This is a genomic window from Streptomyces sp. JLBT605 (assembly GCF_058215555.1).
Window position 1 is genome coordinate 1682600 of the sequence record NZ_CM177087.1, and the last position, 16786, is coordinate 1699385.

19 protein-coding genes and 5 tRNA genes are annotated in these 16786 nt (G+C 71.6%); 7 read left to right on the forward strand and 17 right to left on the reverse strand.

Annotation, left to right across the window (positions count from 1 at the left end; all coding sequences use genetic code 11):
• Nucleotides 1-8 precede the first annotated feature (8 nt).
• Nucleotides 9-194: a 50S ribosomal protein L28 gene (rpmB, locus tag AC4BDD_RS07570; RefSeq protein WP_003957616.1), complete on the forward strand. Its 186-nt coding sequence runs from the start codon at nucleotides 9-11 to the stop codon at nucleotides 192-194.
• Between the two features lie 161 nt (nucleotides 195-355).
• Here the strand turns inward: rpmB and thiD are convergent, their stop codons facing one another.
• Complete coding sequence (thiD, locus tag AC4BDD_RS07575; protein WP_490690198.1) at nucleotides 356-1177, reverse strand: bifunctional hydroxymethylpyrimidine kinase/phosphomethylpyrimidine kinase; 822 nt, start codon at nucleotides 1175-1177, stop codon at nucleotides 356-358.
• A 44-nt stretch (nucleotides 1178-1221) separates the two neighbouring features.
• Nucleotides 1222-2190 (reverse strand): thiamine-phosphate kinase, encoded by a 969-nt coding sequence (locus tag AC4BDD_RS07580; RefSeq protein WP_490690199.1) that lies wholly within the window; start codon nucleotides 2188-2190, stop codon nucleotides 1222-1224.
• Between the two features lie 245 nt (nucleotides 2191-2435).
• Here AC4BDD_RS07580 and AC4BDD_RS07585 point away from each other — a divergent pair, with 245 nt between their 5' ends.
• Both AC4BDD_RS07585 and AC4BDD_RS07590 read left to right on the forward strand, forming a co-directional pair.
• Complete coding sequence (locus AC4BDD_RS07585) at nucleotides 2436-2669, forward strand: Lrp/AsnC family transcriptional regulator (RefSeq protein WP_490690200.1); 234 nt, start codon at nucleotides 2436-2438, stop codon at nucleotides 2667-2669.
• Nucleotides 2670-2689: 20 nt separating this feature from the next.
• Nucleotides 2690-3184: a DUF3515 domain-containing protein gene (locus tag AC4BDD_RS07590; RefSeq protein WP_490690201.1), complete on the forward strand. Its 495-nt coding sequence runs from the start codon at nucleotides 2690-2692 to the stop codon at nucleotides 3182-3184.
• 69 nt (nucleotides 3185-3253) lie between these two features.
• On the opposite strand, the gene AC4BDD_RS07595 is transcribed toward AC4BDD_RS07590, so the two are convergent.
• The 3 genes from AC4BDD_RS07595 to AC4BDD_RS07605 are packed head-to-tail and all read right to left on the reverse strand — an operon-like array spanning nucleotide 3254 to nucleotide 6196.
• Nucleotides 3254-4429, reverse strand: a complete 1176-nt coding sequence (locus tag AC4BDD_RS07595; RefSeq protein WP_490690202.1) for a D-alanine--D-alanine ligase family protein — start codon at nucleotides 4427-4429, stop codon at nucleotides 3254-3256.
• Between the two features lie 34 nt (nucleotides 4430-4463).
• Nucleotides 4464-5414: an NAD(P)H-dependent glycerol-3-phosphate dehydrogenase gene (locus AC4BDD_RS07600; protein WP_490691702.1), complete on the reverse strand. Its 951-nt coding sequence runs from the start codon at nucleotides 5412-5414 to the stop codon at nucleotides 4464-4466.
• Between the two features lie 47 nt (nucleotides 5415-5461).
• Nucleotides 5462-6196 carry a lysophospholipid acyltransferase family protein gene (locus tag AC4BDD_RS07605; RefSeq protein ID WP_490690203.1) on the reverse strand — a complete coding sequence of 245 codons (735 nt, stop codon included), beginning with the start codon at nucleotides 6194-6196 and terminating at the stop codon, nucleotides 5462-5464.
• A gap of 198 nt (nucleotides 6197-6394) precedes the next feature.
• Between AC4BDD_RS07605 and cofC the strand changes: the two genes are divergently transcribed.
• Both cofC and AC4BDD_RS07615 read left to right on the forward strand, forming a co-directional pair.
• Nucleotides 6395-7138, forward strand: coding sequence for a 2-phospho-L-lactate guanylyltransferase (gene cofC, locus AC4BDD_RS07610; RefSeq protein ID WP_490690204.1), 744 nt, complete (start codon nucleotides 6395-6397; stop codon nucleotides 7136-7138).
• 312 nt (nucleotides 7139-7450) lie between these two features.
• Complete coding sequence (locus AC4BDD_RS07615; RefSeq protein WP_490690205.1) at nucleotides 7451-7654, forward strand: hypothetical protein; 204 nt, start codon at nucleotides 7451-7453, stop codon at nucleotides 7652-7654.
• Nucleotides 7655-7725: 71 nt separating this feature from the next.
• On the opposite strand, the gene AC4BDD_RS07620 is transcribed toward AC4BDD_RS07615, so the two are convergent.
• The 4 genes from AC4BDD_RS07620 to leuC all read right to left on the reverse strand — a co-directional run bounded on the left by AC4BDD_RS07620 (nucleotide 7726) and on the right by leuC (nucleotide 10885).
• Nucleotides 7726-8361, reverse strand: a complete 636-nt coding sequence (locus tag AC4BDD_RS07620; protein WP_490690206.1) for an HU family DNA-binding protein — start codon at nucleotides 8359-8361, stop codon at nucleotides 7726-7728.
• Between the two features lie 125 nt (nucleotides 8362-8486).
• Nucleotides 8487-8738 (reverse strand): SCO5555 family protein, encoded by a 252-nt coding sequence (locus AC4BDD_RS07625; RefSeq protein WP_490690207.1) that lies wholly within the window; start codon nucleotides 8736-8738, stop codon nucleotides 8487-8489.
• 125 nt (nucleotides 8739-8863) lie between these two features.
• The gene (gene leuD / locus AC4BDD_RS07630) at nucleotides 8864-9457 is read right to left on the reverse strand and encodes a 3-isopropylmalate dehydratase small subunit (protein WP_490690208.1); all 594 of its coding nucleotides are present in this window, start codon (nucleotides 9455-9457) and stop codon (nucleotides 8864-8866) included.
• Between the two features lie 3 nt (nucleotides 9458-9460).
• A complete protein-coding gene (gene leuC / locus AC4BDD_RS07635; RefSeq protein WP_490690209.1) occupies nucleotides 9461-10885 on the reverse strand; it encodes a 3-isopropylmalate dehydratase large subunit in 1425 nt (474 codons plus the stop codon).
• 141 nt (nucleotides 10886-11026) lie between these two features.
• On the opposite strand from leuC, the gene ndgR reads away from it, so the two are divergent.
• Nucleotides 11027-11743 (forward strand): IclR family transcriptional regulator NdgR, encoded by a 717-nt coding sequence (gene ndgR / locus AC4BDD_RS07640; protein ID WP_490690210.1) that lies wholly within the window; start codon nucleotides 11027-11029, stop codon nucleotides 11741-11743.
• A gap of 698 nt (nucleotides 11744-12441) precedes the next feature.
• Here ndgR and AC4BDD_RS07645 read toward each other — a convergent pair.
• On the reverse strand, nucleotides 12442-12924 hold the full coding sequence (locus tag AC4BDD_RS07645; protein ID WP_490690211.1) for a DUF4188 domain-containing protein: 483 nt from the start codon (nucleotides 12922-12924) through the stop codon (nucleotides 12442-12444).
• 85 nt (nucleotides 12925-13009) lie between these two features.
• Here AC4BDD_RS07645 and AC4BDD_RS07650 point away from each other — a divergent pair, with 85 nt between their 5' ends.
• Entirely contained in the window at nucleotides 13010-13654 is a 645-nt protein-coding gene (locus tag AC4BDD_RS07650; protein ID WP_490690212.1) for a MerR family transcriptional regulator, read from the forward strand.
• 47 nt (nucleotides 13655-13701) lie between these two features.
• Here AC4BDD_RS07650 and AC4BDD_RS07655 read toward each other — a convergent pair.
• The 7 genes from AC4BDD_RS07655 to AC4BDD_RS07685 form a co-directional block, all read right to left on the reverse strand.
• Nucleotides 13702-13774, reverse strand: a tRNA-Glu gene (locus AC4BDD_RS07655).
• A gap of 19 nt (nucleotides 13775-13793) precedes the next feature.
• Nucleotides 13794-13865: transfer RNA gene (locus AC4BDD_RS07660), tRNA-Gln, on the reverse strand.
• Between the two features lie 16 nt (nucleotides 13866-13881).
• Nucleotides 13882-13954: transfer RNA gene (locus AC4BDD_RS07665), tRNA-Glu, on the reverse strand.
• 37 nt (nucleotides 13955-13991) lie between these two features.
• Nucleotides 13992-14064, reverse strand: a tRNA-Glu gene (locus tag AC4BDD_RS07670).
• A 42-nt stretch (nucleotides 14065-14106) separates the two neighbouring features.
• Nucleotides 14107-14178: transfer RNA gene (locus AC4BDD_RS07675), tRNA-Gln, on the reverse strand.
• A 333-nt stretch (nucleotides 14179-14511) separates the two neighbouring features.
• The gene (gene gltX / locus AC4BDD_RS07680; protein WP_490690213.1) at nucleotides 14512-15996 is read right to left on the reverse strand and encodes a glutamate--tRNA ligase; all 1485 of its coding nucleotides are present in this window, start codon (nucleotides 15994-15996) and stop codon (nucleotides 14512-14514) included.
• Nucleotides 15989-16783, reverse strand: a complete 795-nt coding sequence (locus AC4BDD_RS07685; protein WP_490690214.1) for a fumarylacetoacetate hydrolase family protein — start codon at nucleotides 16781-16783, stop codon at nucleotides 15989-15991. Before AC4BDD_RS07685 ends, gltX begins: the two co-directional genes overlap by 8 nt.
• Nucleotides 16784-16786: the final 3 nt, after the last annotated feature.

Here is a 16786-nt window from a genome sequence, read left to right on the forward strand (position 1 = left end):
AGTGACCCGTGGCTGCCAACTGCGACGTCTGCGGCAAGGGGCCGGGCTTCGGCAACAACATTTCGCACTCGCACCGCCGTACGTCCCGTCGCTGGAACCCGAACATCCAGCGTGTGCGTGCAGTGGTCGGTCGGACGCCGAAGCGCCTCAACGTCTGCACCTCGTGCATCAAGGCCGGCAAGGTCTCGCGCTGACGTTCCCGTCGCAGCGCAGCCCAGCCGGTTGCCAAGGCCGGTCCACCTGAGGGTGGGCCGGCTTTTGTCATGCCCGGGCGCCGGTGGGCCGGTCATCCGGGTGCCGGTGGGCTGGTGGTCCGCGCCGCCGGTATGTCAGTGGTCCGCGCCGCCGGCGGGCCTCAGGTCCGCCAGGCCCAGGCGTGGTCGACCGGCCCGATGCCCGCGCCGAGCGGGAAGCCGGCCGCGATGGCACCGGTGACGTAGGTCTTGGCCGCCTCGACCGCGGCCGGCACCGCCAGTCCCTTCGCCAGGTGCGCGGCGATGGCGCTGGCCAGGGTGCAGCCGGTGCCGTGGGTGTGCCGGTTGTCGTACCGCGGGGCTCGCAGCCAGTGCTCGGCGGTGCCGTCGGTCAGCAGGTCCACTGCCTGGCTGGTGTCCGCGGGCAGATGGCCGCCCTTGATCAGCACCCAGCGGGGGCCGAATTCCAGCATCGCGGCGGCGGCCCGCCGCATGTCGCGCTCGCCGGAGACGACCACGCCGGTCAGCTGGGCGACCTCGTCCAGATTGGGGGTGGCGACGGTGGCGGTGGGCAGCAGCTTGGCGCGGACCGCGCCGAGGGCCTCGGCGGCCAGCAGCGGGTCGCCGTGCTTGGAGACCCCCACCGGGTCCACGACCACCGGCGCCGGCAGCCCGTCCAGCAGCCCGGCGACGGTCTCGACCAGTTCGGTAGAGGCCAGCATCCCGGTCTTGACCGCGGCCACGCCGATGTCGTCGACGACGCTGCGGAACTGGGCGCGGACCGCCTCGGCGGGCAGCTCCCAGGAGCCCTGTACGCCCAGGGAGTTCTGCGCGGTCACCGCGGTGAGCACGCTCATGCCGTGCACACCCAGCGCCAGCATGGCCTTCAGATCGGCCTGGATGCCGGCACCGCCGCCGGAGTCGGATCCGGCGACGGTGAGCACCCGGGGCGGCACCGGGGCCGGGGAGGGTATCTGCGGCATGCCGCAGAATCTACCCGCCGCCGGTCACCGCCCACTCGCCGCCGTCACTCGGCGTCGGCGTCGTCCGCGAAGTGGTCCCAGCCGCCGTGCGCCCAGGGCGCCCCGTCCACCGTCACCTGGGGCAGCGCCGAGGGGTTGAGCACCTCGCCGATGACCTTCCAGCGGGCGGGCAGCTTCACGTCGGGCGGGAAGGTGGCCACGATCGCGTGGTCCTCTCCCCCGTTGAGCACCCACTGGAGCGGGTCCACACCCACCGCCTGCCCGATGTCGGACATCTGGGAGGGGATGTCGATGTCGCCCGAGCGCAGGTCGATGCGGACCTTGCTGGCCTCGGCGATGTGGCTCAGGTCGGCCACGAGTCCGTCGCTGACGTCGGTCATGGCGGTGGCGCCGAGGCCGGCCGCGGCCGGGCCCGCGTGGTACGGGGGCTCCGGGCGCCGGTGGGCCTCGACGAAGGCCCGCGGTGAGCGGAAGCCGCGGGCGAGCACCGCGTGTCCGGCGGCCGACCAGCCCAGCCAGCCGGTGACCGCGACAACGTCGCCGGGCTGGGCACCGGCCCGGGTGACCGGGTCGTGGTTGCGCAGGTCCCCCAGAGCGGTGATGGCGACGGTGATGGTGTCACCACGGACCACGTCGCCCCCGACGACGGCGGCACCGGCCACCTGGCACTCGTCGCGCAGCCCGTCCATCAACTCGCTCGCCCAGGTGGCGGGGAGGTCGGCGGGGACGACGAGGCCCAGCAGCAGGGCGGTGGGCACCGCACCCATCGCGGCGATGTCGGCGAGGTTCTGGGCGGCCGCCTTGCGGCCCACGTCATAGGCGGTGGACCAGTCCCGGCGGAAGTGCCGCCCCTCCAGCAGGACGTCGGTGCTGGCCACGACCCGCCGGTCCGGGGCGGCGACCACCGCGGCGTCGTCACCCGGCCCCAGCCGGACCGCCGGGGTGGTGGTCAGCCGGGCGGTGAGCTCTCTGATGAGCCCGAACTCCCCCAGCTCGCCCACGGTGCCTTTCACTGCGCTTCTCCTCCTGCTGTCGGTGTCCTCGGTATCGCCATGTCCGGAGTGCGGGCCGCCGCGGAGCGACCGCTCATCGGCACCGTCCCCCGGGGATGTGTGCGGCATCTCGTCGCCCCTCTACGCTTGTTCCGCGGTGCCCAGCGCGCCGCGCAAGCAGCGCGGGTCTCCCCGCGCCGCTCGGTGACGCGGTACCGTGGCGTCCCTTCTCCCCACATGATCCTCGTAGCCGCCCTGGAGGTTCCGTGGTACAGGCGTACATCCTGATCCAGACCGAGGTCGGCAAAGCGTCGACCGTGGCCGAAGTCATCGCGAAGATCCCCGGCGTGATCCAGGCCGAGGACGTCACCGGGCCGTACGACGTGATCGTGCGCGCCCAAGCCGAGACGGTGGACGAACTCGGGCGCATGGTGGTCGCCAAGGTGCAGCAGGTGGAAGGCATCACCCGCACCCTGACCTGCCCGGTCGTCCATCTGTAGCTCCCCCGTATGCTCTGCCGGTGAGTTCCTTGCCCCGCCGGCTGATCAGTCTGTCCACCGTCGCGCTGCTGCTGGTGGCGGCGGCCGGTTGCTCCGAGGAATCGGACGGGACCGCACAGCCTGCGGTTCCCACGCCGCCGGCCGCGGCCGTGGCGATGTGCCGGTCGCTGCACAAGGAACTGCCGCGGCGCGTGGACGGGCTTCAGCGGCGCGCGACCGAGCCCGCTTCCGACTTCACCGCGGCCTGGGGAGACCCCGCCGTCCAGCTGCGCTGCGGCGTGCCCAAACCTGATGTGCTCACGCCCGGCACCGAACACTACAACCCGATGCACGAGTCCGCCGAGATCAACGGCGTCGAATGGCTGTTTGAGAAGAGGGACGACGGCTACCGGTTCACCACGGTGCTGCGCAAGGCGAACGTCGAGGTGACCGTGCCGGGGACGTACGCCCCCGAGGTCGACGTGCTCATCGACCTCGCGGGCGCCGTGAAGAAGACGATCCCCTTCGGGATCTGATCCCCTTCGGGATCAGATCGCCCTCGGGTTCCGGTCGGCCTGAGATTCCCGATCGGTATCGGGATCCGGTCAGCGCAGGCCGGTCGAGCGGCGCAGCGCGGCCTGGATCAGCCGGTCCACCAGCTCGGGGTAGCTCACGCCGCTCTCCTGCCACATCCGCGGGTACATCGAGATGGGCGTGAAGCCGGGCATGGTGTTGACCTCGTTGATCACGAACTCGCCGTTCTCCAGCAGGAAGAAGTCGGCGCGCACCAGGCCCTCGCAGGAGACCGCGTCGAAGGCCCGTACGGCCAGCTCCTGGACCCGGGCGGTCTGCTCGGCATCCAGCGGCGCGGGCACCACGCCGGCGGCCGAGTCGATGTACTTGGCCTCGAAGTCGTAGAAGTCGTGGCTGCTGACCGGCGGGATCTCGGCCGGGACGCTGGCCCGCGGGCCGTCCTCGAACTCCAGCACCCCGCACTCGATCTCGCGGCCGCGCAGCAGCGACTCCACGATGACCTTCGGGTCGTGGCGGCGGGCCTCTTCGAGCGCCTCGTCCAGCCCCGAAAGGTCGTCGACCTTGGTGATGCCGATGGAGGAGCCGGCCCGGGCGGGCTTGACGAAGACCGGCCAGCCGTGGTCGCCGGCGAAGTCGACGATCTTCTTGCGGGCGGCGGCCGGGTCGGCCTCCCACTCGCGCGGCCGGATCACCTCGTACGGGCCGACAGGCAGCCCGAAGGAGATGAACACCCGCTTCATGTACTCCTTGTCCATGCCGACGGCGGAGGCGAGCACGCCGGCGCCGACGTAGGGCACTCCGGAGAGCTCCAGCAGGCCCTGGAGGGTGCCGTCCTCGCCGTAGGGGCCGTGCAGCATGGGGAAGACGACGTCCACGTCGCCCAGCGCCTTGGGCACCGCGCCCGGCTCGGTGTAGACGACCTCGCGGCTGGCGGGGTCGACCGGCAGCAGCACGGCGCCGTCCGGCGACTCGGCCAGCTCCTCGACGCTCGGCAGCTTGCGGTCGGCGATAGCCATCCGCTCGGGGGCGTCCGCGGTCAGCGCCCAACGGCCGTCCGCGGTGATACCGATCGGGATCACGTCGTACTTGGTCCGGTCGATGGCGGCCAGTACGGCACCCGCGGTGACCACGGAGATGGCGTGCTCGGAGCTGCGCCCGCCGAATACGACGGCGACACGCGGCTTGCTGCCGGAGGACGCGCCCGCAGGGAGCTGGGGGCTGCTTGGGGTGGAGGTCTCGCTGCTCATATCGGCTTGAGGTTACCCTGCGGTCGGCCGCGCGTCAGTGACGCTCGGGCTTGGCACTGCGAGCCATCAGCTCCTTGAGGGCCACCAGCGGTGGCTTGCCCTCGTGCACGATGTCCACCACGGTCTCGGTGATCGGCATGTCGACGTCGTGCCGGCGGGCCAGATCGAGCACGGACTCGCAGGACTTGACCCCCTCGGCGGTCTGCCGGGTGACCGCGATGGTCTCCTCCAGCGTCATGCCGCGGCCGAGGTTGGTGCCGAAGGTGTGGTTGCGGGACAGCGGCGAGGAGCAGGTGGCGACCAGGTCGCCCATCCCGGCGAGCCCCGCGAAGGTGTGCGCGTCGGCGCCCATGGCCAGGCCCAGCCGGGTGGTCTCGGCCAGGCCGCGGGTGATCAGCGAGGCCTTGGCGTTGTCGCCGAGCCCCATGCCGTCGGCGATGCCCACGGCGAGCGCGATGACGTTCTTCACCGCGCCGCCCAGCTCGCAGCCGACCACGTCGGTGTTGGTGTACGGGCGGAAGTACGGGGTGTGGCAGGCGGCCTGCAGGCGCTGGGCCACGGCCTCGTCGCGGCAGGCGACCACGGCGGCGGCGGGCTGCCGGGCGGCGATCTCCTTGGCGAGGTTGGGGCCGGTGAGCACCGCGACCCGGTCCGGGGACGCCTTGCCGACCTCCTCGATGACCTCGCTCATCCGCTTGGCGGTACCGAGTTCGACGCCCTTCATCAGGGAGACCAGCACGGTGTCGGCGGGCAGCAGCGGGGTCCACTCGGCCAGGTTGCCGCGCAGCGTCTGGGAGGGCACCGCGAGCACGGTGAACTCGGCGCCGTCCGCCGCCTCGGCGGGATCGGTGGTGGCCCGCACCGACCGGGGCAGCTCGACGCCGGGCAGGTAGTCCGGGTTGGTGCGGCCGGCGTTGATCGCCTCGGCCAGCTCGGCGCGGCGGCCCCACAGGGTCACCTCGCACCCGGCGTCGGCGAGCACCATCGCGAAGGCGGTCCCCCAGGATCCGGTGCCGTAGACCGCGCAGCGCGTCACTTGCTCTCCTCTTCGGCCGCTCGGGCCTTCCTGTGGTCGTACGGCTCGGCGGGGGCGGGCTCGCCGCGCACCTCGGCGAGCTGCTCGGTGATGGCGGCCATGATCACGTCGGTGGCGGCGCGCAGCACCTCGGCGGTGGGCTCCAGCCCGTAGAACTCGGACAGGTCGACCGGCGGTCCGGCCTGCACCCGCAGCGTCTTGCGCGGGAAGAGCCGCAGCTTCTTGTGCTTGGCGTACGGCGGCATGGCCTCGTTGGCGCCCCACTGAGCGACCGGGATGACCGGGGCCTTGGTGAGCAGGGCGACGCGGGCGGCGCCGGTCTTGCCGCGCATCGGCCACTGGGCGGGGTCGCGGGTGAGGGTGCCCTCGGGGTAGAAGGCCACGCACTCGCCCTTGTTGATGGCGTCGACGGCGGCCCGGAAGGCGTTCGCGGCGTCGGTGGACTCGCGGTAGACGGGGATCTGCTTCAGCCCGCGCAGGAAGGTGCCGACGAAGCTGCCCTTGAACAGGCCCGCCTTGGCGAGGAAGCGCGGGACCCGTCCGGTGTTGTACTGATAGTGCGCGTACGAGAGCGGGTCGAGATACGAGTTGTGATTGATGGCGGTGATAAATCCGCCTTCGGTCGGAATGTGCTCCATTCCGCGCCAGTCCCGCTTGAACAGAACCACCAGCGGCGGTTTTACCAAGACCGCTGCGGAGCGGTACCAGAAGCCGATTCTGCGGCCGGACACTCGGAACACCTCTCTTGACCCCTTGCTGACCTGCTGCCTTGCTGCCGTCCGGGCAGCCGCACAAGTGTCGCCCCAGGTACCCGGTCTGTCGAGAACACGGTAACCCCCGAGGTGAACCGGCGACTGAGGCAGTAGGTGGCGATCCTGTCAGCCGAGGGTCGTCGGTTGAGGGTGGTGGTGGGTGACGGGCGGGCGAGAATGAGGCTCGTGCGGACGGATGGAGCGCCTGTGACCTGGACCGTGGTGGTCCCGCTGAAGCCTCTTGCGCAGGCGAAGAGCCGGCTCGCCGGTGCCGTGCCGGGCGGCTTCCGGCCGCGGCTCGCGCTCGCTTTCGCGCAGGACACCGTGTCCGCGGCGCTGTCCTGTCCGAGCGTCCGCGATGTGGTGGTCGTCACGGACGATCCGCAGGCCTCGAGCGCGCTGGCCGCCCTGGGGGCGCGCGTCGTCCCGGATGCGCCGGCGCGGGCCGCGTGCGGGCCCGAGCGCGGGCCTGAGCGCGGACTGAACGCGGCGCTCGCGCATGGTGTGCGGATCGTGCGGGGCGCGCGTCCGCGGGCCGCGGTGGCGGCGCTCAACGCCGATCTGCCGGCGCTGCGGGAGGCGGAGCTGGCCCGGGTGCTGGCCGCCGCTGCCGGCCTGGCGGACGCGGCCGGCGGCGTGCGGGCCTTTCTGGCGGACGCGGCGGGCGTGGGCACCACGCTGCTGGCGGCCGCTGCCGGGGCCGAACTGGCGCCGGCCTTCGGCGGGCCGTCCCGCGTCCGGCACCGGGCCTCGGGGGCCCGGGAGATCTGCCTGAGCGGGGTGGACAGCGTGCGGCAGGACGTGGACACGGGCGCGGACCTGTGGGCGGCGACGCGGCTGGGTGTGGGGCCGTATACGTCGGCAGTGCTGGCGGCGGGGTCTCCTGGGTTTCCCCCGGCGATCCGCACGGCACCTCGGTGAGGCCGGCCGGTGCGCCGGTGGGGCTGGCGCCTTGGCGGTGGGTGGGTCGGGGGCGCACCGCGGCGTCTCCTCGGCGGCGCGACTACTGGTGCGTCGCAAGGTGATCCCGCGATGACCGCGCCTTCTGCGGGGAGCGCCCCGGTGCACCCCCTTCCGCCGTCCTGCCAGTTCCCGCCCGGTGGGGTGCCGGTTCCCGCCCGGTGGGGTGCCGGTTCCCCGGTGCCGCCCGTTCCCGCGGGGGGTATGCCGCGACGGGCGTCCGGCGATGGGCTGGGCCGTGCGGCGCGGGCCGCGCGGACTACGCTGCTGGGTATGCAGGCAACCGCGTACACGTACGACCCCGAGACCCGCGCCGGCAGTGTGCTGCTCGACGACGGCACTCCGCTGCCCTTCGACGCCGCGGCGTTCGACGCGGGCGGGCTGCGCCTGCTGCGGGTCGGCCAGCGGGTGCGGATCGAGGTCGACGGCGAGGGCGCGGAGCGCCGGGTCACCTTCGTCACCCTGCAGACCTTCTGAGCAGTCCCCGGGAAAACACCGCGGGCCGGGCTCCCCAGGGGAGCCCGGCCCGGCGCTGACGCTGCCGCTGGTTACTTCTTGCGGGCGGTGGTCTTCTTGGCGGTGGTCTTGCGGGCGGTGGTCTTCTTGGCCGGGGCCTTCTTCGCGACCGCCTTCTTGGCCGGAGCGGTCTTCTTCGCCGCGGCGGTGGTCTTCTTCGTGGGTGCCGCCTTCTTCGCAGCGGCGGTGGTCTTCTTCGTGGGCGCCGCCTTCTTCGCAGCGGCGGTGGTCTTCTTCGTGGGCGCCGCCTTCTTCGCGGCAGCCGTCGTCGCCTTCTTCGCCGGCGCGGCCTTCTTCGCCACGGCCTTCTTGGCGGCGGCCTTCTTGGCGGCGACCTGGAGGCTGCCCTTGGGCGCCTTCTTGACGGACACCTCGCCGCCCTTGGGAAGCTTCTTGGAGCCGCTCACCAGGTCCTTGAAGCCCTGCCCGGCACGGAAGCGGGGGACCGAGGTCTTCTTGACCCGGACGCGCTCGCCGGTCTGCGGGTTACGGGCGTAACGGGCCGGACGGTCCACCTTCTCGAATGAACCGAAACCGGTGACCGAAACCCGATCCCCCGCGACGACCGCGCGGACGATGGCGTCCAGCACCGCGTCGACCGCGTCGGCAGCGTTCTGCCGGCCGCCGAGCTTGTCCTGAATCGCCTCTACTAGCTGCGCCTTGTTCACGTCTTCCCCTTCGGAGACATTGCCAGAACGAATGTGTTCAAGCTTTTTCGCACGTTAGGCAGATATATACCGCAAATCAAACACGAAACGGGCTAATCACCCTTGTGCCGCAACGAACTCGACCGTCACGGACTTCCGTCGCTGTCGCTCTCGCTGTCTTGGGGGAAACGACCCGCGTCGAGGTCGTCCATCAGGCGGTCCAGACGCCGCGCCGCGTCTGTCAGATCGTGCTTCGCCGCTGCCGTGATGACCAGCAGCTTCCGGGACAGCGCCATCCGTACGCCCTCCGGGACTTGCAGTGTGCGCACCCGTGTGTGCGCTTCCTTCAAGCGGGCGGCGACGACCTCGTAGAGCTCGAGTTGGGCGTCGCGTTCCATGCGCTGATTGTGCCATCTGCGGCGAGTTGTCGCCTCATGGGCCCTCAACATGGCGATGCGCCGCTGGTCCGTGGACCAGCGACGCATCGTGCCAAACGTGCTCTGCGCAGGGAGAACCGGGGGCGTCAGACCTCAATCGTGCGGGGCTTGAAGGAGGGTCGCCCGGCCTCGTAGGTGGCGATGTCGGCCTCGTGCCTGAGGGTCAGGCTGATGTCGTCCAGGCCCTCCAGCAGCCGCCATCGAGCGTTCTCGTCAAGGTCAAAATCGGCCGTGATGCCCTCGGCTCGAACCTGCCGGTCGACCAGGTCCACGGTGACCTCGGTAGTCGGGTCGGCCTCGACCAGCTGCCAGAGCCGGTCCACGGTCTCCTGCGGCAGGACGACGGTCAGCAGACCGTTCTTCAGCGAGTTGCCGCGGAAGATGTCGGCGAAGCGCGAGGAGATCACGGCCTTGAAGCCGTAGTTCTGCAGCGCCCACACGGCGTGCTCGCGCGAGGAGCCGGTGCCGAAGTCGGGGCCGGCCACCAGCACGGTGGCGCCGCGGTACGCGCTCTGGTTCAGCACGAACTCGGGGTCCTTGCGCCATGCCTCGAAGAGCCCGTCCTCGAAGCCGTCGCGGGTGACCTTCTTCAGCCAGTGCGCGGGGATGATCTGGTCGGTGTCGACGTTGCTGCGGCGCAGCGGGACGGCCCGGCCGGTGTGCGTGGTGAATGCTTCCATGGTTCAGACTCCGGCGGGCGTGGGGACGTCGGACAGGTCGGCGGGAGAGGCCAGATGGCCGAGTACCGCGGTGGCTGCCGCCACCTGCGGCGAGACCAGGTGCGTCCGACCGCCCTTGCCCTGCCTGCCCTCGAAGTTGCGGTTGGAGGTGGAGGCGGAGCGCTCGCCGGGGGCCAGCTGGTCGGGGTTCATGCCCAGGCACATCGAGCAGCCCGCGTGCCGCCATTCCGCGCCGGCCGCGGTGAACACCTTGTCCAGCCCTTCCTCGACGGCCTGCAGAGCGACCCGCACCGAGCCGGGGACGACCAGCATGCGGACGCCGTCGGCCACCGAGCGGCCGCTCAGCACCGCGGCGGCGGAGCGCAGGTCCTCGATGCGGCCGTTGGTGCAGGAGCCGACGAAGACGGTGTCCACGGAGATGTCCCGCAGCGGCTGACCGGCCGTCAGACCCATGTACTCCAGGGCCTTCTCGGCGGCCAGCTGCTCGCTGGGGTCGGTGAAGGAGGCCGGGTCGGGAACCGAGGCCGACAACGGCGCGCCCTGGCCCGGGTTGGTGCCCCAGGTGACGAACGGCGCCAGCGTGGCGGCGTCGATGACGATCTCGTGGTCGAAGACGGCGTCCTCGTCGGTGCGCAGGGTGCGCCAGTAGTCGACGGCGGCGTCCCAGTCGGCTCCCCGCGGCGCGTGCGCACGGTCCTTGAGGTAGGCGAAGGTGGTCTCGTCCGGGGCGATCATCCCGGCTCGCGCGCCCGCCTCGATGGACATGTTGCACACGGTCATCCGGGCTTCCATCGACAGCTTCTCGATGGCGGAGCCGCGGTACTCGATGACGTAGCCCTGGCCGCCGCCGGTGCCGATCCTGGCGATGATCGCCAGGATCAGGTCCTTGGCGGTGACGCCATCCGGCAGCTCGCCCTCGACCGTGATCGCCATCGTCCGGAACGGCGCCAGCGGCAGCGTCTGGGTGGCCAGCACGTGCTCGACCTGGCTGGTGCCGATACCGAAGGCCAGCGCGCCGAACGCGCCGTGCGTGGAGGTGTGGCTGTCGCCGCAGACGACGGTGGTGCCCGGCTGGGTCAGGCCCAGCTGCGGCCCGACCACGTGGACCACGCCTTGCTCTACGTCACCGAGGGGATGCAGTCGGACACCGAACTCCGCGCAGTTCTTGCGCAGCGTCTCCAACTGGGCGCGGGAGACCGGGTCGGCGATGGGCTTGTCGATGTCGAGCGTGGGGGTGTTGTGGTCCTCGGTGGCGATGGTGAGGTCCGTGCGGCGCACCGGGCGGCCGGCCTTGCGGAGGCCGTCGAAGGCCTGCGGGCTGGTCACCTCGTGCAGCAGGTGCAGATCGATGAAGAGCAGGTCGGGCTCGCCTTCGGCGCGCCGGACGACGTGGTCGTCCCAGACCTTCTCCGCCAGTGTCCGTCCCATCGCTTTCCCTTCGGCCGACGGCACCGTCGGCCCAACTCGTCACGTCTGCGGACCCTGGTCCGCGGGCCGCACTTCCTACAGTGGCGGGTTCCTCGGAAAATTGAACTTGCGTTTCACACTGTGAGACGCAAGTATCGTTGCATGGACAACTCTAGCGGCGTCGGCGTTCTCGACAAGGCAGCTCTGGTTTTGAGCGCTCTGGAGTCCGGTCCGGCCACTCTCGCCGGGCTGGTCGGATCGACCGGGCTCGCGCGCCCCACGGCGCACCGGCTCGCGGTCGCACTCGAGCACCACCGGATGGTGGCGCGTGACATGCAGGGCCGGTTCATACTCGGTCCCCGGCTCGCCGAACTGGCGGCGGCCGCCGGCGAGGACCGGCTGCTGGCCACCGCCGGTCCGGTACTCACCCATCTACGGGACGTGACCGGGGAGAGCGCCCAGCTCTACCGTCGCCAGGGCGACATGCGGATCTGTGTGGCGGCGGCCGAGCGGCTGTCCGGACTGCGGGACACCGTCCCGGTCGGCTCCACGCTGCCGATGAAGGCGGGCTCCGCGGCCCAGGTGCTCATGGCCTGGGAGGAGCCGGAGCGGCTGCACCGCGGCCTGCAGGGCGCGCGTTTCACGGCCACGGCCCTGTCCGGCGTCCGGCGGCGCGGCTGGGCTCAGTCGATCGGTGAGCGCGAGCCGGGCGTGGCGTCCGTCTCCGCGCCGGTGCGCGGCCCCTCCAACCGCGTGGTGGCCGCCGTCTCGGTCTCCGGGCCGATCGAGCGCCTCACCCGCCACCCGGGCCGGATGCACGCCCAGGCGGTCATCGACGCGGCCGGCCGCCTCTCCGAAGCCCTCCGCCGCAACGGCTAGCCCACCGGCCGGCCAGACGCGCCTCCGGCCGCCACGGACCGGCCGGGCCCGTGCGGCGGCCGGTCGCGGCGCCGGAGCACGGGCGCGCCAGGGCGCGCGCCCGCCTGCCCAGCCGATGCCCGGCCCGCGCGGCCGGCCCGGCGCCCCCGCGCGCCCGGCCGGCATTCCGTGTTCCACGGGGCACAGCGGCCGTGCTGGGCGGCTATGGAGTAGGTGCCGGCGGCATTCCGTGGTCCACGGGGCACAGCACCGCCCGGGCACTCCCGCTTCCGGGGGCCCAAGGCGCCGTCGCACCGGGCCCGGGCCGCCCGACCGGTCCCGGGCCGCCAGACGCCCCGCAGACCGGCGCCCGCGGGCCCGCCGTTCGCCACGCGGCGCCCCGGGCCCCGGAAGCGTCACACTGGGCCTGGGCAGTGCCGCGGCGGGCCGAGCGTGGCCCCCGAAGGCGACGTCCCGGCCCGCCGACCGCCTCGGGAGCGCACAGCGGTCCAGACGCTCAGGGGTGCGGGGCCAGGCCTGTCCATACGGCGTTGACGGCGGCGCGGCGGACGGATGACGGGCGCGTCAGCGGCCGCGCGGGCGCGGTCCGCAGGACCTCGCGGCCTGCCGCCGCTGGGCAGCCGAGCCGCGGGCCCCACAGCGGCAGGGACCGCCGCGGGCAGGGGGACCGCCGGGCGGCCGTTCAGCGGGGCAGATCGTCAGCGGGAGAGGCGGTCGGCGGCGCGGTCGCCGCGGCGGCCTACCGGGACGACGCCGGTCGCCTGCCCCAGCCCGAACTCCGGCATGTTGATGTAGATCGACTCGTGGTGCCCGGCCGGCGCCACGTAGGTCTCGTGCCAGAAGCCGACCTTCCCCTTGCCGGCCCGCAGCCGGCGGTTGAAGTCCGCCCAAGCGGGCCGGTGCTGACCGTCGCGGTCGGAGGCGTAGGCCAACAGCTTCTCCGGGGACTCCCAGTACTGGACGACGTAGATCAGCCGCGGCGACCCCAGCAGCAGCCGGTAGCCGAGCAGCCCGCTCTCCTTGTCCCGCGACAGCTCCTTGAGCATCCGGGGCATCGCCGTGAACACCGGCCACCAGCTGCGCAGCGCGAGGAAGTTGTTGATCCGCATGCCGATGTGGAACACGGTGACGTCGCCTTCGGCCGCGGCGGTGTTGCGTCCTTCGATCAGCGTGCTGCCCATGGTCCGCACCTCTCACGAGAGTTATTGGATAGCGGCACTATCCATGCTTGGATAGTGCCACTGTCCAACGAAAGGCGCAAGGGATATGCGGCTGGCGGAGTTGAGTGAGCGCAGCGGGGTGGCCACCGCGACGATCAAGTACTACCTGCGGGAGGGGCTGCTGCCGCCAGGCGAGCGGGTCACGGCGACCCAGTCCGAGTACGGCGAGGACCATCTGCGGCGCCTGCGGCTGGTGCGGGCGCTGATCCAGGTCGGCCGCATACCGGTGGCCACGGCGCGCGAGGTGCTGGCCGCCACCGAGGACGAGACGCGGGATCTGAGCCGGCGCATGGGGGCAGCCGTCACCGCGCTGCCGCACGGGCCGGAGCCGGACGAGGACGATCCGGCGACCGAGGCCGCGCGCCGCCAGGTGGACGCGCTGCTGGAGCGGCTGGGCTGGCACAACTGCCGCGCGCTCGGCCACGGCTACCCCGCCCACCGCATGCTGGTGGCGGCCATCGCCGCGCTCGCCCGGCTGGGATATCCGCACGAGAGCGACCATCTGCTGCTGCACGCCCGGCTGGCGGGCGAACTGGCCGTGGCCGACCTGGATCTGGTGGAGACCTACGCCACACCGGCGGAGCGGATCGAGGCCGCCGTGGCGCTGACCGTGCTCTACGAGCCGGTGTTCCAGAGTCTGCGGCGACTGGCGCAGACCGAGCAGTCGCACCTGCGGCACGGCGGGGAGTGAGGAAAGCGAAAAGGCCCTCCACTGATGTGGAGGGCCTTTCCCTCAAGTACCCCCGACCGGATTCGAACCGGCGCTACCGCCTTGAGAGGGCGGCGTGCTAGGCCGCTACACAACGGGGGCAAGGATCTGATTGATCCAGCTGGGCTACCAGGACTCGAACCTAGACTAAATGAACCAGAATCACTCGTGCTGCCAATTACACCATAGCCCATGGTGGTTTAGACCAGTACCCCCGACCGGATTCGAACCGGCGCTACCGCCTTGAGAGGGCGGCGTGCTAGGCCGCTACACAACGGGGGCCCTAGCGATCTCGTAACGCGTTCGTACGGGATCTCCGTACCCCCGACCGGATTCGAACCGGCGCTACTGCCTTGAGAGGGCAGCGTGCTAGGCCGCTACACAACGGGGGCTTGGTCCTGCTGAGGACAGAAGACCTGCGATGAGATCTCCTGCTGGGGTACCAGGACTCGAACCTAGACTAAGTGAACCAGAATCACTCGTGCTGCCAATTACACCATACCCCACCAAAACTCAACCCCCTGAGGGGTTTTGTTTGGTTACGCCTCCCGCTCCGGCCTTTCGGCCCGCCCGGGCGGCGCAGGAAGAACATTACCCGATGCCGGACGGGCCACCAAAACGGGTATCCGCGCGGCGCAGCGCGGGCCGCGTCGGACGGTCTGCCGCCGCACGCTGGGCAAGGACCGCGGCCGGGGCTCCGGGGGCGGCCCGAGGACGCCGAAGGGGGCGACCGTCTCCGGTCGCCCCCTTCAGGAGCGTGTGCGAGGCCGTGCGGGCCTGTGCGCCCGCCCGTGCCCGAGGCGCGGGCGGGCGCACGGGTGCGCGGACGGGCGCGGGGCTCAGCCCGCGAGCTTGGCCAGGGCCGCGTCGACCCGGGCCAGCGTGCGCTCACGGCCCAGGATCTCCAGGGACTCGAACAGCGGCAGGCCGACCGTGCGGCCGGTGACCGCGACGCGGACCGGGGCCTGGGCCTTGCCGAGCTTGAGGCCGTGGCTCTCGCCGGCGGCCAGCACGGCCTCCTTGAGCGCCTCGGCGTTCCAGTCGGCGGCGGCGAGCTTCTCGCGGGCGGTCGCGAGCAGCGCGCCCGACCCCTCCTTCATCGCCTTGGCCCAGGACGCCTCGTCCTCCACCGGCTCCTCCAGGAAGAGGAAGTCGACGTTGGCGGTGATGTCGGACAGGACGGTGAGCCGGGTCTGGGCGAGCTCGGCCAGGGCCGCGAACGCCTCTGTGTCGAAAGCCTCCGGCTTCCAGGGGGCGTGCGGGGCCTTCAGCCAGGGGCCGCACGCCTCGATGAACGCCTCGGTGGACAGCCGGCGGATGTGGTCGGCGTTGATCGCCTCCGCCTTCTTGAGGTCGAAGCGGGCCGGGTTGGCGTTGACGTCCTTGATGTCGAAGGCCGCCACCATCTCCTCGATCGAGAAGAGGTCCTGGTCGGCGGAGAGCGACCAGCCCAGGAGGGAGAGGTAGTTGAGCAGGCCCTCGGGGAGGAAGCCGCGCTCGCGGTACAGGTTGAGGGAGGCCTGCGGGTCCCGCTTGGAGAGCTTCTTGTTGCCCTCCCCCATCACGTACGGCAGGTGGCCGAACTCCGGGATGCCCTCGGCGATGCCCAGGTCGATCAGCGCCTTGTACAGGGCGATCTGGCGCGGGGTGGAGGACAGCAGGTCCTCGCCGCGCAGCACGTGGGTGATCCCCATCAGCGCGTCGTCGACCGGGTTGACCAGGGTGTAGAGCGGTGCGCCATTGGCCCGCAGGATGCCGTAGTCCGGCACGTTCTCCGGGGTGAAGGTCAGCTCGCCGCGGACCAGGTCGGTGAAGGTGATCGGCTCGTCGGGCATCCGGAAGCGCACGATGTGGGTGCGGCCCTCGGCCCGGTAGCCGGCGATCTGCTCCTCGCTCAGCTCGCGGCACCGGCCGTCGTAGCCGGAGGGCTTGCCGGCCGAGCGGGCGGCCTCGCGGCGGGCGTCCAGCTCGGTGGCGGTGCAGTAGCACTCGTAGGCGTAGCCGGCCTCCTGGAGCTTGCGCGCCACGTCGGCGTAGATGTCCATCCGCTCCGACTGGCGGTAGGGCGCGTGCGGGCCGCCGACCTCCGGGCCCTCGTCCCAGTCGAAGCCGAGCCAGCGCATCGCGTCCAGGAGCTGCTGGTAGCTCTCCTCCGAGTCGCGGGCGGCGTCGGTGTCCTCGATCCGGAACACCATGGTGCCGCCGTGATGCCGGGCGAAGGCCCAGTTGAACAGGGCGGTGCGGACCAGGCCCACATGCGGGTTGCCGGTCGGCGAGGGGCAGAAACGTACTCGCACAGGGGCGGAGGGGGTTGCGCTATCCACGCTTGATCACCTTGTTGGTGAGAGTGCCGATGCCTTCGATGGTGACGGCGACCTCGTCGCCGACGACCAGGGGTCCGACACCCGCGGGGGTGCCGGTGAGGACGACGTCGCCGGGAAGCAGCGTCATCGCCTCGGTGATGTGCACGATCAGGTCCTCGATCGGGCGCACCATCTCGCTCGTACGGCCCAGCTGGCGCTGCTCGCCGTTGACGGTGCACATGACGCCGAGGCCGGCCGCGATGTCGGACGGGTCCAGCTCGGTCTCGATCCAGGGGCCGAGCGGGCAGGAGGTGTCGAAGCCCTTGGCCCGCGCCCACTGCTTCTCGCGCCGCTGCACGTCGCGAGCGGTGACGTCGTTCGCGCAGGTGTAGCCGAGGATGACGTCCTTGACGCGCTCCCGGGGGACCTCGCGGCACATCCGGCCGATGACGACGGCGAGCTCGGCCTCGTGGTTCAGCTCCTCGGAGAAGGAGGGGTACACGATGGGGTCGCCGGGGCCGATCACCGAGGTGGACGGCTTGAAGAAGGCCACCGGGACCTCGGGGACCTCGTTGCCCAGCTCGGCGGCGTGCTCGGCGTAGTTGCGCCCGATGGCGACGATCTTGTTGGGCAGGGTGGGCGGCAGCAGCCGCACCTTGCTCAGCGGGATCTTGGTGCCCGAGCGCTCGAAGTCGCCGTACGGGATGCCCTTGATGACGTCGAGGACGGGGCCGCCTTGGCTTGCGGCATCCCCTTCCACGACTCCGTAGGCGACGTTTCCGTCAAGGGAGAATCTGGCGATGCGCACGGA